Source organism: Georgenia sp. Z1344 (assembly GCF_057652375.1).
The window spans coordinates 238474-256334 of the sequence record NZ_CM172728.1 but is presented as its reverse complement, the minus strand read 5'-3'; the positions used below and the strand labels follow the sequence as shown (position 1 = coordinate 256334).

16 protein-coding genes are annotated in these 17861 nt (G+C 72.8%); 15 read left to right on the top strand and 1 reads right to left on the bottom strand.

All coding sequences use genetic code 11. The features are described from left to right. Window positions 1–143: 143 nt before the first annotated feature. The 13 genes from AC24FB_RS01155 (at window position 144) to AC24FB_RS01095 (ending at window position 15187) form a co-directional block, all read left to right on the top strand. Window positions 144–878 (top strand): helix-turn-helix transcriptional regulator, encoded by a 735-nt coding sequence (locus tag AC24FB_RS01155; RefSeq protein ID WP_425715734.1) that lies wholly within the window; start codon window positions 144–146, stop codon window positions 876–878. Then, window positions 875–2314 carry a Fe-S cluster assembly protein SufB gene (sufB, locus tag AC24FB_RS01150; protein ID WP_425715733.1) on the top strand — a complete coding sequence of 480 codons (1440 nt, stop codon included), beginning with the start codon at window positions 875–877 and terminating at the stop codon, window positions 2312–2314. Before AC24FB_RS01155 ends, sufB begins: the two co-directional genes overlap by 4 nt. After that, complete coding sequence (sufD, locus tag AC24FB_RS01145) at window positions 2314–3510, top strand: Fe-S cluster assembly protein SufD (RefSeq protein WP_425715732.1); 1197 nt, start codon at window positions 2314–2316, stop codon at window positions 3508–3510. The genes sufB and sufD overlap by 1 nt, the downstream gene beginning before the upstream one ends. Next, on the top strand, window positions 3507–3851 hold the full coding sequence (locus tag AC24FB_RS01140) for a non-heme iron oxygenase ferredoxin subunit (RefSeq protein WP_425715731.1): 345 nt from the start codon (window positions 3507–3509) through the stop codon (window positions 3849–3851). Before sufD ends, AC24FB_RS01140 begins: the two co-directional genes overlap by 4 nt. Before the next feature lie 32 nt (window positions 3852–3883). Continuing rightward, window positions 3884–4642: a Fe-S cluster assembly ATPase SufC gene (gene sufC, locus AC24FB_RS01135; protein WP_425715730.1), complete on the top strand. Its 759-nt coding sequence runs from the start codon at window positions 3884–3886 to the stop codon at window positions 4640–4642. 8 nt (window positions 4643–4650) lie between these two features. Continuing rightward, window positions 4651–5991: a SufS family cysteine desulfurase gene (locus AC24FB_RS01130; RefSeq protein ID WP_425715729.1), complete on the top strand. Its 1341-nt coding sequence runs from the start codon at window positions 4651–4653 to the stop codon at window positions 5989–5991. A gap of 1 nt (window position 5992) precedes the next feature. Next, window positions 5993–6463 (top strand): Fe-S cluster assembly sulfur transfer protein SufU, encoded by a 471-nt coding sequence (sufU, locus tag AC24FB_RS01125; RefSeq protein ID WP_425715728.1) that lies wholly within the window; start codon window positions 5993–5995, stop codon window positions 6461–6463. Further along, window positions 6460–6855: a metal-sulfur cluster assembly factor gene (locus AC24FB_RS01120; protein WP_463654235.1), complete on the top strand. Its 396-nt coding sequence runs from the start codon at window positions 6460–6462 to the stop codon at window positions 6853–6855. Before sufU ends, AC24FB_RS01120 begins: the two co-directional genes overlap by 4 nt. A 278-nt stretch (window positions 6856–7133) precedes the next feature. Next, window positions 7134–8540: a hypothetical protein gene (locus AC24FB_RS01115; protein ID WP_425715727.1), complete on the top strand. Its 1407-nt coding sequence runs from the start codon at window positions 7134–7136 to the stop codon at window positions 8538–8540. 163 nt (window positions 8541–8703) lie between these two features. After that, a complete protein-coding gene (locus AC24FB_RS01110; protein ID WP_425715726.1) occupies window positions 8704–10065 on the top strand; it encodes a hypothetical protein in 1362 nt (453 codons plus the stop codon). Between the two features lie 329 nt (window positions 10066–10394). Next, entirely contained in the window at window positions 10395–11963 is a 1569-nt protein-coding gene (locus tag AC24FB_RS01105) for a hypothetical protein (RefSeq protein WP_425715724.1), read from the top strand. Window positions 11964–12300: 337 nt separating this feature from the next. Beyond that, a complete protein-coding gene (locus AC24FB_RS01100; protein WP_425715723.1) occupies window positions 12301–13548 on the top strand; it encodes a hypothetical protein in 1248 nt (415 codons plus the stop codon). A gap of 313 nt (window positions 13549–13861) precedes the next feature. Continuing rightward, a complete protein-coding gene (locus tag AC24FB_RS01095) occupies window positions 13862–15187 on the top strand; it encodes a hypothetical protein (RefSeq protein ID WP_425715722.1) in 1326 nt (441 codons plus the stop codon). 109 nt (window positions 15188–15296) lie between these two features. Here the strand turns inward: AC24FB_RS01095 and ypfJ are convergent, their stop codons facing one another. After that, entirely contained in the window at window positions 15297–16193 is an 897-nt protein-coding gene (gene ypfJ, locus AC24FB_RS01090; RefSeq protein ID WP_425715721.1) for a KPN_02809 family neutral zinc metallopeptidase, read from the bottom strand. Between the two features lie 253 nt (window positions 16194–16446). Here ypfJ and AC24FB_RS01085 point away from each other — a divergent pair, with 253 nt between their 5' ends. Next, on the top strand, window positions 16447–16893 hold the full coding sequence (locus AC24FB_RS01085; protein ID WP_425715720.1) for an ArsR/SmtB family transcription factor: 447 nt from the start codon (window positions 16447–16449) through the stop codon (window positions 16891–16893). Continuing rightward, the gene (locus tag AC24FB_RS01080) at window positions 16890–17834 is read left to right on the top strand and encodes a cation diffusion facilitator family transporter (RefSeq protein WP_425715719.1); all 945 of its coding nucleotides are present in this window, start codon (window positions 16890–16892) and stop codon (window positions 17832–17834) included. The genes AC24FB_RS01085 and AC24FB_RS01080 overlap by 4 nt, the downstream gene beginning before the upstream one ends. The last annotated feature ends 27 nt before the right edge of the window (window positions 17835–17861 follow it).

The following is a 17861-nucleotide window of genomic DNA, read 5'->3' as shown; positions in this document are numbered from 1 at the left end:
TTAGGCCAACCTTCCTGGACGGCCCCCATTTGGCAACGCATACTGTGTGTAATTCATCGGCGACCTCGGGCGGCAGCCCGCCGCTCCTGGACGAGCCCCTTCTCGGGCCCCTCGCCGGTGATCTCGACCGACGGGAGGCACGCATGACACAGGCGAGCCCACCGCTGCACCCGACCACCGGGAACGAGGACACCTCGACGCGTGACCGCGTCCTCGGCCTCGTGCTCGAGCAGGGCCCCGTCTGCGCCGCGGACGTGGCCGAGGAGCTCGAGCTCACCTCGGCCGCCGTGCGCCGCCACATCGGCGCCCTCGAGGCCCAGGGCCTCATCGCGGTGCAGCGCAACCCCGGGACGACGACGCCGCGTCGCGGCCGTCCCGCCCGGCACTACGTCGCGACCGACGCCGGCCGCGCCGAGTTCACCGACGCCTACTCCGACCTCGCCGGCCAGGTCCTCGACTTCCTCGTGGAGAAGGTCGGCACCGAGGCCGCGGACGAGTTCGCCGACCGCAGGGTCGGGGAGCTCGAGCGCCGGTACGCCGCCCAGCTCGAGGGCACCGCGCCCGGTCAGGAACGCGTCCAGGCGCTCGCCGAGGCGCTGACCGCCGACGGGTACGCCGCCACGGTCCGCAAGGTCGGCGACAAGGAGATCGCCGTCCAGCTGTGCCAGGGCCACTGCCCGGTGCAGGACGTGGCCGAGGCGTTCCCCCAGCTGTGCGAGGCGGAGACGCGCGCGTTCTCCCGCCTCCTCGGCGTCCACGTGCAACGCCTCGCGACCCTCGCGAGCGGCGGCTACATGTGCACCACCCACGTGCCACTCGCACTTCCCACACGTCAGACCCCCCACCCGACATCGGTCGGCACGGAAGGACATCGATGACCACCACAACTCCTCCCACCCGGGAGCAGCTGACCCAGGAAGAGACGATCGCCTCGATCGGTCAGTACGGCTACGGATGGCACGACTCGGACGACGCCGGTGCGACCGCGCGCCGCGGCCTGTCCGAGGAGGTCGTGCGCGACATCTCGGACAAGAAGGACGAGTCCGAGTGGATGCGCAAGCTGCGTCTCAAGGCCCTGCGGCTCTTCGACCGCAAGCCCATGCCCGAGTGGGGCGCGGACCTGTCCGGCATCGACTTCGACAACATCAAGTACTTCGTCCGGTCGACCGAGAAGCAGGCGACGAGCTGGGAGGACCTCCCGGAGGACATCAAGAACACGTACGACCGGCTCGGCATCCCGGAGGCGGAGAAGCAGCGCCTCGTCGCGGGCGTCGCCGCGCAGTACGAGTCCGAGGTGGTCTACCACCAGATCCGTGAGGACCTCGAGGCCCAGGGCGTCCTGTTCCTCGACACCGACACGGCGCTCAAGGAGCACCCGGAGATCTTCGAGGAGTACTTCGGCACCGTCATCCCGCCGGGGGACAACAAGTTCGCCTCGCTCAACACCGCCGTGTGGTCGGGCGGCTCGTTCGTCTACGTCCCCAAGGGCGTCCACGTCGAGATCCCGCTCCAGGCCTACTTCCGCATCAACACGGAGAACATGGGCCAGTTCGAGCGGACGCTCATCATCGCGGACGAGGGCTCCTACGTGCACTACGTCGAGGGCTGCACCGCGCCGATCTACCAGTCCGACTCGCTGCACAGCGCGGTCGTCGAGATCGTCGTCAAGAAGGACGCCCGCGTCCGGTACACGACGATCCAGAACTGGTCGAACAACGTGTACAACCTCGTCACCAAGCGCGCCACGGTCGAGCAGGGCGGCCAGATGGAGTGGATCGACGGCAACATCGGCTCCAAGGTGACGATGAAGTACCCGGCGGTCTACCTCATGGGCGAGCACGCCCGCGGCGAGACGCTCTCGATCGCGTTCGCCGGCGAGGGCCAGCACCAGGACACCGGCTCGAAGATGGTGCACCTCGCGCCGCACACCTCGAGCTCGATCGTCTCGAAGTCCGTGGCCCGCTCCGGCGGCCGCGCGTCCTACCGGGGCCTCGTCCAGGTGCTCGAGGGCGCCGCCCACAGCAAGTCCAACGTGCTGTGCGACGCGCTGCTCGTCGACACGATCTCCCGCTCCGACACCTACCCGTACGTCGACGTCCGCGTCGACGACGTGGAGATGGGCCACGAGGCCACCGTCTCCAAGGTCAGCGAGGAGCAGCTGTTCTACCTGATGTCCCGCGGCATGGAGGAGACGGAGGCCATGGCGATGATCGTCCGCGGCTTCGTCGAGCCCATCGCCCGTGAGCTGCCCATGGAGTACGCCCTGGAGCTCAACCGCCTCATCGAGCTGCAGATGGAAGGAAGCGTCGGCTGATGACCGCCACCACCCCGATCGTCGATCACTCCCAGGCGCGCGCCGACGACGCGCACAGCCACGGGGTCGTCCCCGAGTCCTCGCGGGCCGCCCGCGCCGCCTCGTTCGACCTCGCCGACCTCCCCGTGCCCCACGGGCGCGAGGAGGAGTGGCGCTTCACCCCGGTCGACGCCCTCCAGGAGATCCTCGCCGCGGAGCCGAGCTCCGCCCACCTCACGTGGGACACCGAGCTGCCCGACGGCGTCACCCTCACCGAGATCTCGGCCGAGGACGCCCGTTCCCGCACCCGGATCCTGCCCGGGGACCGCCCCGCGGCGGCGGCGATCGAGCACGCCGGCGGCGCCTCGCTCGTGTCCGTCCCGGCGAACACCGAGCTCGACACGCCGGTCATCGTCAACCTCAGCGGAGCGTCGGTCTCGGACCTCGTGTGGGGCAACGTCGTCGTCGAGGTGGGCGCCAACGCCCGCGCCATCGTCGTCGTCCGCTACACGGGCTCTGCCACGTACGGCGAGCGGATCACGCTGGATGCCGGCGAGGGCTCGCACGTCACGCTCGTCTCCGTCCAGGAGTGGGCGGACGACGCGATCCACCTCGCGGAGAACGCGATCCAGGTCGCGAAGGACGCCACGGTCAAGCACGTCGTCGTCACCCTCGGCGGCGAGGTCGTCCGCGTCTCGACGACCGCCCGCTTCGAGGGCACCGGCGGCGACCTCGAGCTGCTCGGCCTGTACTTCACGGACTCGGGCCAGCACCAGGAGCACCGCCTCTTCGTCGACCACGCCGTGCCGTCGTGCAAGTCGAACGCGACCTACAAGGGCGCGCTGCAGGGCGAGAGCGCGCACTCCGTGTGGGTGGGCGACGTCCTCATCCGCAAGGAGGCCGAGGGCACCGACACCTACGAGCTCAACCGCAACCTCGTGCTCACCGAGGGGGCCCGCGCCGACTCGGTGCCGAACCTCGAGATCGAGACCGGCGAGATCGAGGGCGCCGGCCACGCGTCGGCGACCGGCCGGTTCGACGACGAGCAGCTCTTCTACCTGCGCGCCCGCGGCATCGCCGAGGAGGAGGCCCGCCGCCTGGTGGTGCACGGCTTCTTCGCCGAGCTCATCAAGCAGATCGGCGTGCCCGAGGTCGAGGAGGGCCTGACCCGGGCCATCGAGGCCGAGCTCGACCTCACCATGGCGAGGAGCGCGTGACCCTGACCCGCGCCGCCTCCGCGGCCGACCTCGCACCCGGGGACGTCACGCTCGTGACCGTCCCCGGGGCGGACGGCCGCGAGCGGCGCATCGCGCTCGCGCGCGACGAGGACGGCAGCCTGCACGCCCTCGACGACATCTGCACCCACGAGCGGATCTCGCTCTCCGACGGCGAGGTGTTCGACGGGGCGCTGGAGTGCTGGAAGCACGGGTCGGCCTTCGACCTGCGCACCGGCCGTCCCACGTCCCTGCCCGCCACCGTGCCGGTCACCGTCTACGCCCTCGCGCTCGAGGGTGACGACGTCCTCGTCGACCCCGACACCATCGTCAACGCCGCCTGAGCGGCCGCCAGCTACGTAAAGGAACAGCACACATGTCCACCCTGGAGATCAAGAACCTCCACGTGTCCGTCGAGACGACGGACGGCCCGAAGCCGATCCTGCGCGGCGTCGACCTCACCATCAACAGCGGTGAGATCCACGCGATCATGGGCCCCAACGGCTCCGGCAAGTCCACGCTCGCCTACTCGATCGCCGGCCACCCGAAGTACACGGTGACCGACGGCGAGGTCCTCCTCGACGGCGAGAACATCCTCGAGATGAGCGTCGACGAGCGCGCCCGCGCCGGCATGTTCCTCGCCATGCAGTACCCGGTCGAGGTCCCCGGCGTCACGGTCTCGAACTTCCTGCGCACCGCGAAGACCGCGATCGACGGCGAGGCGCCCGCCCTGCGCACGTGGGTCAAGGACGTCAACTCCGCGATGGAGAAGCTCCGCATGGACCCGGCGTTCGCCCAGCGCGACGTCAACCACGGCTTCTCCGGCGGTGAGAAGAAGCGGCACGAGATCCTCCAGATGGGCCTCCTGCGCCCGCGCTTCGCCGTCCTCGACGAGACGGACTCCGGCCTCGACGTCGACGCGCTGCGCGTCGTGTCCGAGGGCGTCAACGCCGTCCACTCCGACGTCGGCTCCGGGATCCTGCTCATCACGCACTACACGCGGATCCTCAAGTACATCGACCCGGACTTCGTCCACGTCTTCGTCGACGGTCGCGTCGCGGAGCAGGGCGGCCGCGAGCTCGCCGACCGCCTCGAGGCCGAGGGCTACGACCGGTTCAGCCCGGTGGGGGCCTGACCGATCCGATGAGCACCACCGCCGCCGCGCCCGCCCCTGGCAGCACCGCTGCCGGGGCGGGCGCGCGCGCCGACGGACTGCCGGGCTTCGACCTGACCGCCGTCCGCGCCGACTTCCCGATCCTCGACCGCACGCTCGCCGACGGCCGCCCGCTCGTCTACCTCGACTCGGGCGCGACCGCGCAGAAGCCGAGCGTCGTCATCGACGCCGAGACGCACTTCTACGAGCGGTCCAACGCCGCCGTCCACCGGGGCGCGCACCAGCTCGCCGACGAGTCCACGCAGCTCTACGAGAACGCCCGCGCGACCGTCGCGGCGTTCGTCGGCGCGCGCGCGGACGAGATCGTCTGGACGAAGAACGCCACGGAGGGTCTCAACCTCGTGGCGTACGCGTTCATCAACGCCACCGCGGGCCGCGGGGGAGCGGGCGCCGAGCGGTTCGTGCTGCGCGAGGGCGACGAGATCGTCGTCACCGAGGCCGAGCACCACGCGAACCTCGTGCCGTGGCAGGAGGTCGCCGCCCGCACGGGCGCCACCCTGCGCTGGCTCGGCCTGACCGACGAGGGCCGCATCGACCTCTCGACCCTCGACGTCGTCACCGAGCGCACGAAGGTCGTCGCGCTCGCGCATGCCCAGAACGTCACCGGCGCGATCAACCCGGTCGAGCAGATCCTCGCGCGGGCGAAGGAGGTCGGCGCGTTCACCGTGCTCGACGCCTGCCAGTCCGTGCCGCACCTGCCGGTCGACCTGGCCGCGCTCGGCGTGGACGTCGCCGCGTTCTCCAGCCACAAGATGCTCGGCCCCACCGGGGTCGGCGCGCTGTACGGCCGCCGCGAGGTCCTCGACGCGATGCCCCCGTTCCTCACGGGCGGCTCGATGGTCGAGATCGTCCAGATGGAGACGACGACCTTCATGCCGCCGCCCGCGCGCTTCGAGGCGGGCTCGCAGATGATCGCCCAGGCTATCGGCATGGCCGCGGCCGCCCAGTACCTCGGCGACCTCGGCATGGAGGCGGTCGCCGCCCACGAGGCCGAGATGGCGACGCTCCTGCTCGACGCCGTCCGCGGGGTCGAGGGCGTGCGGCTGCTCGGGCCGGACTCTGCCCGGGACCGGCTGGCCACCGTGGCGTTCGACGTCGACGGTGTGCACCCCCACGACGTGGGCCAGGTGCTCGACGCGGCCGGGGTGGCCGTGCGCGTGGGGCACCACTGCGCGCAGCCGCTGCACCGGCGGCTCGGCGTCCACGCCTCCACGCGTGCGTCGGCCGGCCCGTACACCAGTGCCGACGACGTCGCCGCGTTCGCGGAGGCCCTCGCCGGTGTCCGTCCGTTCTTCGGTCTGGGGGGCTGACATGCCGTCACCGATGGAGCAGCTCTACCAGCAGGTCATCCTCGACCACTCGCGCGAGCGCCACGGCGCCGGGCTCATCGACCCCTTCGACGGGGAGTCGTTCCAGGTCAACCCGACCTGCGGCGACCAGGTGACGATGCGCGTGCGGCTCGGGAACACCGACGGCGCCCCGGTCGTTGAGGAGATCGGGTGGGACGGCCACGGCTGCTCCATCTCGCAGGCCTCGATCTCGGTGCTCACCGACCTCGTCACGGGGAAGGACGTCCGGACCGCGGACGAGCTGCACGAGACGTTCCGGGAGCTCATGCACAACCGGGGCGAGGACCTCGACGACGAACGATCCGACCGGCTCGGCGACGCGACCGCGTTCGTCGGGGTGGCCAAGTTCCACGCACGCATCAAGTGCGCCCTGCTCGGCTGGATGGCCCTGCGGGACGCGCTCGCCCAGGCACTGACCCAGGAGGACGCATGAGCGAGACGACCGACGCCCCGGGCACCCCGGAGGCGCAGACCTACACCGGCGAGATGGCCGCGCCCGCACCGGCGGGCCCGACCGCGACCCTCGCGGCCGACGTCGAGGAGGCGATGCGCGACGTCATCGACCCCGAGCTCGGCATCAACGTGGTCGACCTCGGCCTCGTCTACGGCATCACCGTGGACCAGTCCAACCACGCGAGCATCGACATGACCCTGACGTCCGCGGCCTGCCCGCTGACCGACGTCATCGAGGACCAGGCCGCGATGGCCCTCGAGGGGCTCGTCACCGAGCACCGCATCAACTGGGTGTGGCTGCCGCCGTGGGGCCCGGACAAGATCACGGGCGAGGGGCGCGAGCAGCTGCGCGCGCTCGGCTTCAACGTCTGACCCCTCTCGTCGAGATTGCGGTTGGTGCCCACCGAGATTGCGGTTGGTGCACGCCGAGATTGCGGTTGGTGCACGCCGAAACTGCGGTTGAGCCGCACCGAGATCGTGGTGGGCACTCACCGAGAGTGCGGCACGGGCCGGTACCCGAACGGGTGCCGGCTCGTCGTCGTTCCCGAGGGGTGGTATCCGAGGGTCCGGGTCCCCGCTCCATCGTGTGTGCGGCGACCCGGACCGGGTGAGAATGCGCGGACACCTGACGAATCTCGACGAGGAGCGACGTGCGCAGGACGACGGCTACCGACGACGTGGCACGAGAGGCGTGCGGGACGCGCGGTGCCCGGCGAGCGGCGGCGGCCGGCCTCGGCGCTGTCCTCCTGCTCGGGGCCTGCGGCGGTGCCGACGACCAGGACGGGGACGGAGCGGGGACGACCGCGTGGCCCACGGCGGGTCCGAGCGAGTCGGCCACGGCTGCGGAGGACGAGGCGGCCACCGGGTCGGCGAGCGCGGCGCCCGAGGCACCCACAAACGCGGTCGCTTCCGCCTCCGAGGGTCCGACGGACGGGTCCTCGGCCGACGTGGTGCGGGGCGACGTGCACGAGGTGCGGGTGCTGGACGTGGACGGCGCCGAGCAGACGCCGGGCTGGGTGGCTCCGCTCGCCGCGGCCGCGGACGAGCCGCTGCCCGGGGCCTGGGAGCTCGTCCCGGGCGGACGGTCGGGTGAGGCACCGGCCTCGCGGGCCCTCGCGCCCGACGGCACCGTGGTCGGCTGGGACGAGGGGGCCGGCGGCCCGGGCACGTGGAACCTGTTCCGGCACCTCCCGGACGGCAGCACCGAGCACCTGGTCTACGAGCTCGACGGGGAGACCGACATCGGGGTGGCGGACCCCGAGCAGACGGTGGTCGATGACGCCGCGGGTGGGCCCGGCTCGATCGCGTGGCTCGCGCGCGCGACCGACGACTCCGGGGCCTGGCGCGTGATGTCCCTCGACCCGGGGGCGGAGACGGCCACCGAGCTCGTCGCCTCCGAGGGCACGGGGATCGAGGCCACCCGGATCTGGCTGACCGACGGGGTGCTCGTCCTCGCCGACTACGACCCCGAGGTCGGGGGCCACGTCGTCCGCCCCGGCGAGACCCCGAGCGAGCTGCCGTTCGAGCTCTCGACAGCCGGCGCGTGGGACGCCGGATCGGGCCACGTGGTCGCGGTCCAGGACGGAGGGACGGACGGCCTCGCAGTAACGGCGCTCGACGTCACCGACCCCTCCGCCGAGCCGCGCATGATCGCGACTCTCGACCTTCCCGACACGGTGGCTGTCATGTCCCTCGTCGTCGCCCAGGACCATGTCGTGCTCATGGTCGAGGACGTCTCGGGGGCGCCCGTCGACAATTCCTCCTCCGGGCTTCTGGTGCTGTCCCTGGACGACGGCCGGTTCGTGGGCGGCGTGATCGCCGACTCCCCGCTCGGTGGCGGTGTGGTCGCCGGCGAGGACCTGTGGGTCGCGGCCGGCGACGACGAGGAGTCCGCCGCCTCCGGCATCTACTCCGTGGACCTGGCCGGCGGGACACCGCTCGCCCGGTCCGACTTCCCCGCGAACAGCCTGGAGTCCAGCGGCCTCGCCGTCGTGGCCAACGAGGTGATCCCGGTCCACCCCCGACCCGCGCTCGTCTGGGTCGAGCCGGTGGGGTGACGCCCGGTCAGGAACACCTCCTGCCGGCGCAGAGTCCGGGGGCGACGTCCTGTCGTCCGGATGCCAGCCGTCGTCGTCGGTCCGGGGCCTCGTCCCCGCCCACGGTGTGCGCGGGGGGCGCCGGACGGGCGACACTGTGCACGGCACCGGCGGAGGACCATCCATGAGGAGCGACGTGCGCACGACGACCACGACCACCGATGTGTCCCTGCGGGCGCGTGCGACCCGCCGCCCCGCGGCCCTCGCCCTCGTCCTGGCCCCTGCCCTCCTGCTCGGGGCGTGCGGGTCCTCGGACGACTCGGCCGACGCCGAGCCCGAGCCGGAGGCCGTCGCGCCGCCGGACGAGGCGACCGGTGCGCCGAGCGCGGAGGCCGAGGCGCCGGCCGAGAGCGGCAGCGCCGACGCGAACATCGACACACCGTCCGACGGCGCGTCCGCCCCGCCGGACTGGGACCCCCTCACGGTCACGGACATGGAGGGCACGGAGCTCTCCCCGGGGTGGGTCGCAGGCCTCGGGTCGAGCACCGCCACCGAGCTGCCCGGCGCCGGCCGGGAGCTGCCGTCCGAGGTCGACGACGACACCCGGCGCACCGACGTCGCCCCCGCACCCGACGGCGGCGTCGTCGCCTGGCACGTCACCGGCACGGACGAGGACGCGGACCACACGATGGTGCGGGAGGACGAGGACGGGACGATCGAGGAGATCCCGTACACGCTGGAGGACGACACGGACATCGGCGTCGCCGAGGCGCATCTGACCGACGTGGGCGACGACGGCACGATCGCCTGGCTCGCCACCTCCTCCGAGGGGTGGCGCGTGATGAGCCTCGGTCCCGACGCGGGGGCGGCGGTCGAGCTCGTGTCGTCGGTGGACGGCGACATCGAGGAGCCCAGCGGCCTCCGGGTCTCCGACGGGGGCGTCGTCGTCCAGGACGGCACCGACGCCCTGTACCTGCTGCTGACCGGCGAGACGCCCACCGAGCTGCCAGCCACCGCAGGGCCCGGCGGGTGGGACGTCGTCGGGTCCACGCTCGTCAGCGCGGAGGTGACGGACGCCGGCGTCGAGGTCTCGACGGTCGACCTCTCGAGCTCGCCCGACGGCATCCTCGTCGAGGACTCCCGGGCAACGATCGAGAGCGACGCCGCCGACCCGCAGGCGCAGGTCTCCGCCGGCGGGGACCACGCGAGCGTCGACGTCGTGGACGGCGCGGCCGGCGACCCGCTCGGCACGGTCGTGCTCTCGACGACGGACGGCACCTACACCGGTGCGGTCGCCCCCGGCTCGGGCACCGTCAGCAGCGTCGTCGTCGACGGGGCGCTGTGGTCCGGCCTGGCCACGTCCGACGAGTCGGGTGGTGCGTCGACCGGTGGCGGGCTGTTCGCCATCGATCTCGCCGACGGCGCGGTCACGGGGTACGACGAGGGGCGCGGCCACACCGGGCTCCGGGCGGCCGGCACCACGCTCCTCTCCACCCTCGGCAGCGGCGAGGACGGGGACACCAGGTTCGCGTGGTCCGCCTCCTGACGCTCGCCGTCTGTGCGTCTGTGCGTCGGGGCGAGACTGACCCGCACTCGTGACCACTCGGGGCGAGGCTGACCCGCACTCTCGACCACCGAGGGTGTCGGACCTGCAGGCCGGCCGCCCGGGCGCAGATCGCGCCGATGGGCCGAGGTCCCCCCGGCCCGTTCGACGGTTGTGTCGAGACCGCGCGTCACCCCGCGGGAGCCGCACGAAGATGCCGTTTCCTGGCGTATGGCCAGGTCCGGGAGCCGATGCGGGGGAGTTGTCCCGCCCCCAGAACTGCCCCGAGGTGAGCCTGCGCACGCCTCAGGTCCGTTCCTACCGTCGTGGTCATGGCCATCAGCGAGGTGGCCGAGGACAAGCGCCGGGACCGGCGCAACGACCTACTGGGGGACACCATGAGCCGCACGATCCGATCGACCGACCGCCGACCGACCATCAACCGACTCGCCGTCCTGCCGTTCGGCGCCGCCGTCGTTCTCGGCCTCGGCGCCTGCGCCGGCCAGGACGTGCCGGCCGACGGTCCGCCCGTCGCCGGTGCCGAGGACGGCGCCGAGGCAGCGCCGGACGCCGGTGCCGCGCCCGACGCGGGGACCGCACCCGAGGCCGGGTCCGGCGACGCCGCTCCGCCCGCCGAGGGCGAGGATGCCGCACCCGCCGAGGGCGAGGACGCCGCGCCGGAAGGAGGCGCGACCGACGGTGGTGTCGCTGCGGCGAGCGGCATCACGTTCACGAACGGCGAGGGCGCTCCGGTCGCCGTCTCGGAGAGCCAGACCGCCGACCCTTCGCTGCCCGCGCTGCAGCCCGAGCAGCACTTCTCCGCCGTCACCGGCGGACCGGACACGGTTGTCACTGGAATCACCCCCTCCGACGATCCCTTCGGCACCTACGAGTGGCAGACCCCGCCCGAGGGGCAGTCCGGCGACGCCACCCTCGTGCAGCGCACGTTCGACCCGTCGACCGGTGAGCAGTCGGAGGAGGAGATCGCCGCGGGTGCTGACGGCGAGTTCACCCAGGTGGACATGCCCGCCGACACCGAGGAGTCGCAGTACCCCAGCGGACCGATGGCGGTTGGCGAGGACGGCACGCTGACGTTCGCGTCGTCGACGCGCTCGCCCGTGAACTCGGTCCAGGCGGAGGAGGGCTGGAGCTACGTCGAGTACGACCCGAGCACGGGCGAGACCCGCACGCTCGTCGACTCGTCCGAGGTGCCGGTCGAGGGAACGCAGCTGGTGCACGACGACGAGCTGGCCGCACACGACGGCCGGGTCGCCTTCATGGCGTACCCCATGGAGGACCACCGCGGTCCGACCCTGTGGCTCGCCGACTCGGAGATGTTCATCGAGCCGCTCGACCTCGGTCCCGCGACGAACGTCGACTCCGTAGCTGCGCACACGGTCTGGACGGCGATCGACCTCGAGGGTACGACCAGCATCATGCGGGTCGGTGACCGCCCCGACGCCGAGGACCCCGAGGTGGTCCTCGACGTCGACCTGCCCGGCGGGGAGGTGACGGACGTGGCCGTCGCGGACCACCCAGTCGCCGTGGGCGAGGCCCAGATCGCTTTCACCGTGCAGAGTGGCGGGAACGACCTCGCGTACGTCTACGACACCAGCTCGGAGGAACTGCGGGAGGTCGTCATGGACGGCGGGGCCAACGTGGATGTCGAGGGCGGAGCCGTCGCGATCGGCGTCAGCGACCACGACGGGACCGCTCGGGGCACGTATCTCTACGACACCTTCGCCGGTGACGTCGAGTCCGTCAGCGCGGCGACCGGTACGACCGTCGAGCTCAACGGCAGCACCATGGTCTCGACCGGCCCCGGTACCGGGGACGACCCGGAGGGCTCGACCCGGATGGACGTCACGGACATCTCCGGCGCGCTGGAGCAGGTCCAGTAGCACCGGGCGGCTCAGCCGCACCACACCCACGAGGGGGCGTCCGCACGGCGGGCGCCCCCTCGTCGTGTCCGGGCCCGCAGTTCGCGTGCACGGTGCCCCATCGTCGCGTCGTCATCTCTGCGCGTCGAGCCTCCTCGAGCCCCCTACCAGGGACGATGCGACGACGCGACCTGATCGGCGGGTAGTTCTCCCGCCACCAGAACTGTCCCCTGCCGGACCTGCATCGACGCTCCGGTGGTTCGTAGCGTCGAAGACGTGGTCATCGAACGGATGCCAGGCGATGACCCACAGATGTGGCGCAGATCGAGCGCGCCGCGACCGAAGCGAAGGGAGCACCATGACCACGACGCGACGGACACACACCACCACGATCCGGCCGACCGCCGGGGCCGGCCTGCTGGCCGCCGTGGCGATCACGCTCGGCGCCGCGGGCCCCGCGACCGCCGACCAGACCGCCGCTCCGGCCGAGGACGGGCCGGACGCGCCGAACCCGAGCGGCCTCACGGTCGTCGGCCCGGACGGCGAGGAGCTCGAGCCGGGCTGGACGATGGGTCCCGGACTTCAGGGCTCCGCCGAGGCCGAGCTCGACACGTTCGACGAGATCCCGGCGACCGACACCGCCGAGGACGGGTCGCCGAGCACGAACGCCATCCGCACCGTCGGCGCGGGCTCCGAGAGCTACGCGTGGACGGGCACGGGGGTCGACGCGACCCTCGTCGAGTACGACCACGACGGCGCGGCGGAGCCGGTGGCCTACACCCTCGACGAGGACACCGACATCGGCGAGGCCGCGCCCCTCGACATGATGGCGCACCCGGACCCGAACGACGGGACCGTCCTGTGGACGGCCGGCAACGACGAGGGCACGCGCCTCATGCAGCTCGACCCGGAGGAGGGCGTGGCCACCGAGGTCGCGTCGACCGCCGACGGCGAGCTCGGCGAGACGATCGTCGGAGTCTCGGAGGGCGGCGTCGTCACCGAGTCCGCGGACGGCTCGCTCCACCACTCGACCTACGACGGCGAGACGACCGAGCTCGCCGCCTCCGCCGAGGAGGTCAGCCTGCCGGGCATCGGCGAGGCGCGCACCGCGGCGTACGACGGCAGCACCGTCGTCACGACCCGGGCGGACGAGGGCGGCGTCGTCGTCGAGCAGCTCGACGTCGAGAGCGGCGGCGAGCCCACCGAGATCGCGACGATCGAAGGCGAGGGCCTGACCGGCGGCGACGTCACGTTCGACGAGGGCCACGCCGTGGTCACCGTCTACGACGAGCAGGAGGCCGACCGGGCCGTGGTGCTCGACGTGGCCTCGGGCGAGGTTGCCGGCGTCTTCGACGGCCAGGGCGCGTCCGTCAGCGGCGCCGTCCAGGACGGCTCGCTGTGGATGACCGCGGCCACCGTGGGCGGCGAGGTCGAGCCGACCGCCACCTCCGGCGCGATGTGGCGGCTCGACCCCGAGACCGCCGAGGGCGAGATGTGGCTCGACGAGCCGGTCTCCGGCGCGGATGCCTCGGGTGGGCAGCTGCTCGTCGACGAGGGTCTCGGCGGCCTCGGCGACAGCTCGCGCGTCATCTCGCAGGGTCAGTGACGACCGCACCGACGAGGGGTGCCCGGACCGCGGGTACCCCTCGTCGTCGTGCGTCGGCGCAGGTGGGAGGGCCGGCTGAGGAGAGAGGCCGGGGGAGTTCTCCCGCCCCCAGACCTGCCCCGTCCCGGGCCTGCGGGGACCACCGGCCCTTCCCTAGCGTCGAGAACGTGGTCATCACCACGATGACCGGCCGATCAGCCGCAGCTCGTCCGAGCCGCGACCGACCATGAGGGGGACATCATGACCAGGACACGACGACTGACGGCCCGCACCACCGTCCGCCCGATCACGGGGGGCCGGCCTGCTCGCCGCCGTGGCGCTCACGCTCGGCGCCTGCGCCGGCGACCCGGCCGGGACCGCTCCCGGCGACGGCCAGCAGGAGCAGGCGCCCGCGCCCGCACCCGCGCCGGGCGACGGCGGGGAGAACACCCAGCCCTCCGAGCCGCCGGCCCCGGAGGAGGGCGCCCCGGAGGACGGTGCGCCGACCGACGGCGCCCCGGAGGACGGCGCCGAGGCGCCCGCGGACCAGAGCGACGCCACCGGCGAGCCCCCGATCACCGTGGTGGGACCGGACGGGGCGGAGCTCGAGCCGGGGTGGACCCAGGAGCTCGACATGGCGGAGGCCCCGCTCGGCGAGCTCGAGGACCACCGGACGGTCCCGGCGTCCGACAGCTCGATGGACGGGGTGGCGCGAACGAACGAGGTCGTCGCCGCCGGTCCGCTCGGGCAGCCGTACGCCTGGAGCATGGCGGGCGACGACGCCACGCTGGTCGAGCACGACCACGACGGCAACGCCACGCCCGTCGAGTACACGCTCGAGACGGAGACCGACATCGGTCTGGCCGAGCCGCTCGACATGATGGCGCACCCCGACAGCAATGCCGACACGATCGTGTGGACCGCCGGCAGCGACCAGGGCATCCGCCTCATGCAGCTCGACCCGAACGGCGGCGCCGCGACCGAGGTCGCCTCGACCTCCGACGGCCCGATCGGCGAGGACATCGTCGGCGTCTCGGACTTCGGCATCGTCACGCAGGCCGAGGACGGCGCGCTCTACCACGCGACGTTCTCCGGAGAGACGACCGACCTCGGGGTCATGTCGGAGCCGTACTCGTCCCCCGGGAACCGCGGCGTCTCGACCGCGGCGGCCGACGGCCCGACCGTGCTGACCACCCGGGCAACCGACGTCGGGATCGTCGTCGAGGCGGTCGACGTCGACCGGGACGGTGACCCCCGCCAGGTCGCGACGATCGAGGGCGAGGGCCTGGTCGCCGGCGGGATCACGTACGACGAGGGCTACGCCGTCGTCAGCGTCCACGGCGAGAACGGCGCCGAGCAGGCAGCGGTGCTCGATGTCGAGGGCGGCACGCTCGTCGGCATCGTCGACGCGCCTGGGACCTCCGTCAGCGGCGCGGTCCAGGACGAGTCGCTGTGGATCACCGCGGCCACCGTCGGCGGCGAGGTGGAGCCCACGGCGACCGACGGCGGCATGTGGCGGTTCGGCGTCGACGACGGAGCGGGCGAGCGTTGGTTCGACGAGCCGACCTCGGGCGCCGACGCCACCGGCGGCCTGCTGCTCATCGACGGCGGCCTCGGTGGCCCGGGCGAGGACTCCTGCGTCATCTCCCAGGGGCAGTGACGAGGCACGGCCAGGCGCGCGACCAGCCGCGCACGCACGAACGAGGGGCGCCCGATCAGCGGGCGCTCCTCGTCGTCGTGCGGGTGGGTGCGGGAGGTGAGCCGCCCGCTCAGATCTGACCGACCGCGAACGTGTCGCAGTCCTGCATCGTGCCGCCCTCGTAGCCGACCGTGAACCAGTGCATGCGCTGCTCGGACGAGCCGTGCGTCCACGTCTCCGGGTTGACCTCCTGGCCGGCGCCGGACTGGATCCGGTCGTCGCCGACGGCCGAGGCGGCGTCGAGCGCGTCCTGGATCTCCTCGGTGGTGGGCTCGACCAGCATCGGCTCGCCGGTCTCCTCCTGCGGGACGGTGGAGGCGTGGTTGACCCAGATGCCCGCGTAGCAGTCGGCCTGCAGCTCGAGCCGCACGCCGTCGGACTGCGGGCCGGTGTCCGTGCGGTTCGCCGTGGCCATCACGCCGGTCTCGTTCTGCACGTGGTGCCCGTACTCGTGGGCGAGGATGTACATCTGCGCGAGCGGCGCGTTCTCCGCGCCGAGCTGGGTCTCGAGCTGGTCGAAGAAGCCGGTGTCGATGTACGCGCTCTCGTCGGGCGGGCAGTAGAACGGCCCGACGGCGGAGGTCGCGTTCCCGCAGCCCGTTCCCACCGAGTCCTGGAAGAGGATGAACTCGGGGTTGCGGTGCTCGAGGTCGGCCTGCTCGGGAAGGGTGACCGCCCAGACGTCGTGCAGCGAGCCCCAGGTCAGGACCATCCGGCAGTCGACGTCCGTGTTCGCGTCCGCGCCCGTGCAGTCGCCGAGCGTCTCCTCCTCGGCCGGGGCCGCACCGCCGCCGCCCCCTCCGCCGCCCATGAGGCCGCCGAGGTCCTGCCCCGTGAGCAGGTAGATGACCAGCGCGACGACGGCCAGCCCGCCACCGCCCGCGGCCGCGGCGCCGCCGCGTCCACGTCCGCGCCTGCGCACGCCCTCGCTGCCGCCGCTGCCGCTCGCCGAGTCCCGGAACGTCATGCCGGCTCCTCCTTGGTCGCTGCCGCGCGCCTGCCGGCGGGACCACCCCGTCGGGGCCGCGCGACTCCCGAGCGAACAGTAGCGAGGTCGGCGGGCGTCGGCCCCGTATTGGTGGTGCGGGGGAGCGGTGCGTCGAGATTGCGGTTGGTGCTCGTCGAGATTGCGGTTGGGGCCCCAACCGCAATCTCGACGAAGGGTCTGCTGCACGGCTCGAACCCTCGCCAGCATCGCCTGGAAGCGCTAGCATCGCCTTATGGCGATGAAAGAAGAGGGTCCGACGACGACGAGCGCCACCGGTGCGCACGCCCTGCTCTTCCACGCGCTCGCCGAGCCCGCGCGACTCGCCCTCCTCGACCACCTGACCACCGGCGAGCACCGCGTGCGGGACCTCGTCGACCACATGCACCTCGCCCAGTCCACCGTGAGCAAGCACCTCGCGTGCCTGCGCGACTGCGGGCTCGTCACCGTCCGCGCCGAGGGGCGGGCGTCGTGGTTCGCGATCGCCGACCCGGAGCGGCTCGCCGACTTGCGCGCGCGGGCGGACGCGCTGCTCGTCGCGGCCGGTATCGCCCCCGGCGCGGTGCAGCACAGCCACGACGACGAGGCGGCACCGAGCCCCGACGACATAGTGGCACCGAGCTCCGACGACGACGCCGGCACCGCCGAGCGGGGCCGGGGGAGCGCCGGGGCGGCCTCGTGAGCCACGACGGCCACGCGCACGGCGTCGACCCGGCCGCGGCGTCGGCCGACCCGAGGCTGCGGCTCCGCCTGATCGTCGCCCTCGTCCTCACCGTCGGGATCGTTCTCGCCCAGCTCGTCGGCAGCGCGGTCACCGGCAGCCTCGCCCTGCTCACCGACACGGCGCACGCCGCGGCGGACGCGGTCGGCCTCGTGGTCGCCGTCCTTGCCGCCACGATGATGGCCCGACCCGCGACGAGCGAGCGGACCTGGGGCTTCGCCCGCGCCGAGGTGATCGCCGCGCTCGGCCAGGCGGTGCTCCTGCTCGCCGTCGGCGTCTACGCGGCGGTCGAGGCGGTGCGCCGTCTTGCCGCTCCGACCGAGATCGCGGCCACCGAGCTGGTGGTGTTCGGCGTCGTCGGGCTCGTCGCGAACCTCGCCGCCCTCGCGGTCCTCGGCGGTGGGCGGGAGGCCAACCGAAACATGCGGGCCGCGTTCCTCGAGGTGCTTGCGGACGCGCTCGGGTCGGTGGCCGTCATCGTCGGTGCGGTCGTCATCCGCGTCACCGGCTTCGAGCGGGCCGACACGATCGCGGGCCTGGTGATCGTGGCGCTCATCGTGCCGCGCGCGCTGCGGATCGTGCGGGACACCGGGCGGGTGCTGCTCGAGTACACGCCGCGCGGGGTGGACCTCGACGACGTGCGGACTCATCTCCTCGAGCTCGAGCACGTCCGCGAGGTGCACGACCTGCACGCCTCCGAGATCGGCACCGGCATGCCCGTGATCTCGGCGCACGTGGTGGTCGACGACCACTGCTTCGCCTCCGGTCACGCCCCCGAGATCCTCGAGACGATCCGAGCGTGCGTGCGCGAGCACTTCCCCGTGTCGTTCGATCACGCGACGATCCAGCTCGAGACCGCCGCCACGCGCGAGCGCTCGTGCGCAGACATGCACCACGCGTAGCTCGTCGTCGAGATTGCGGTTGGGGCC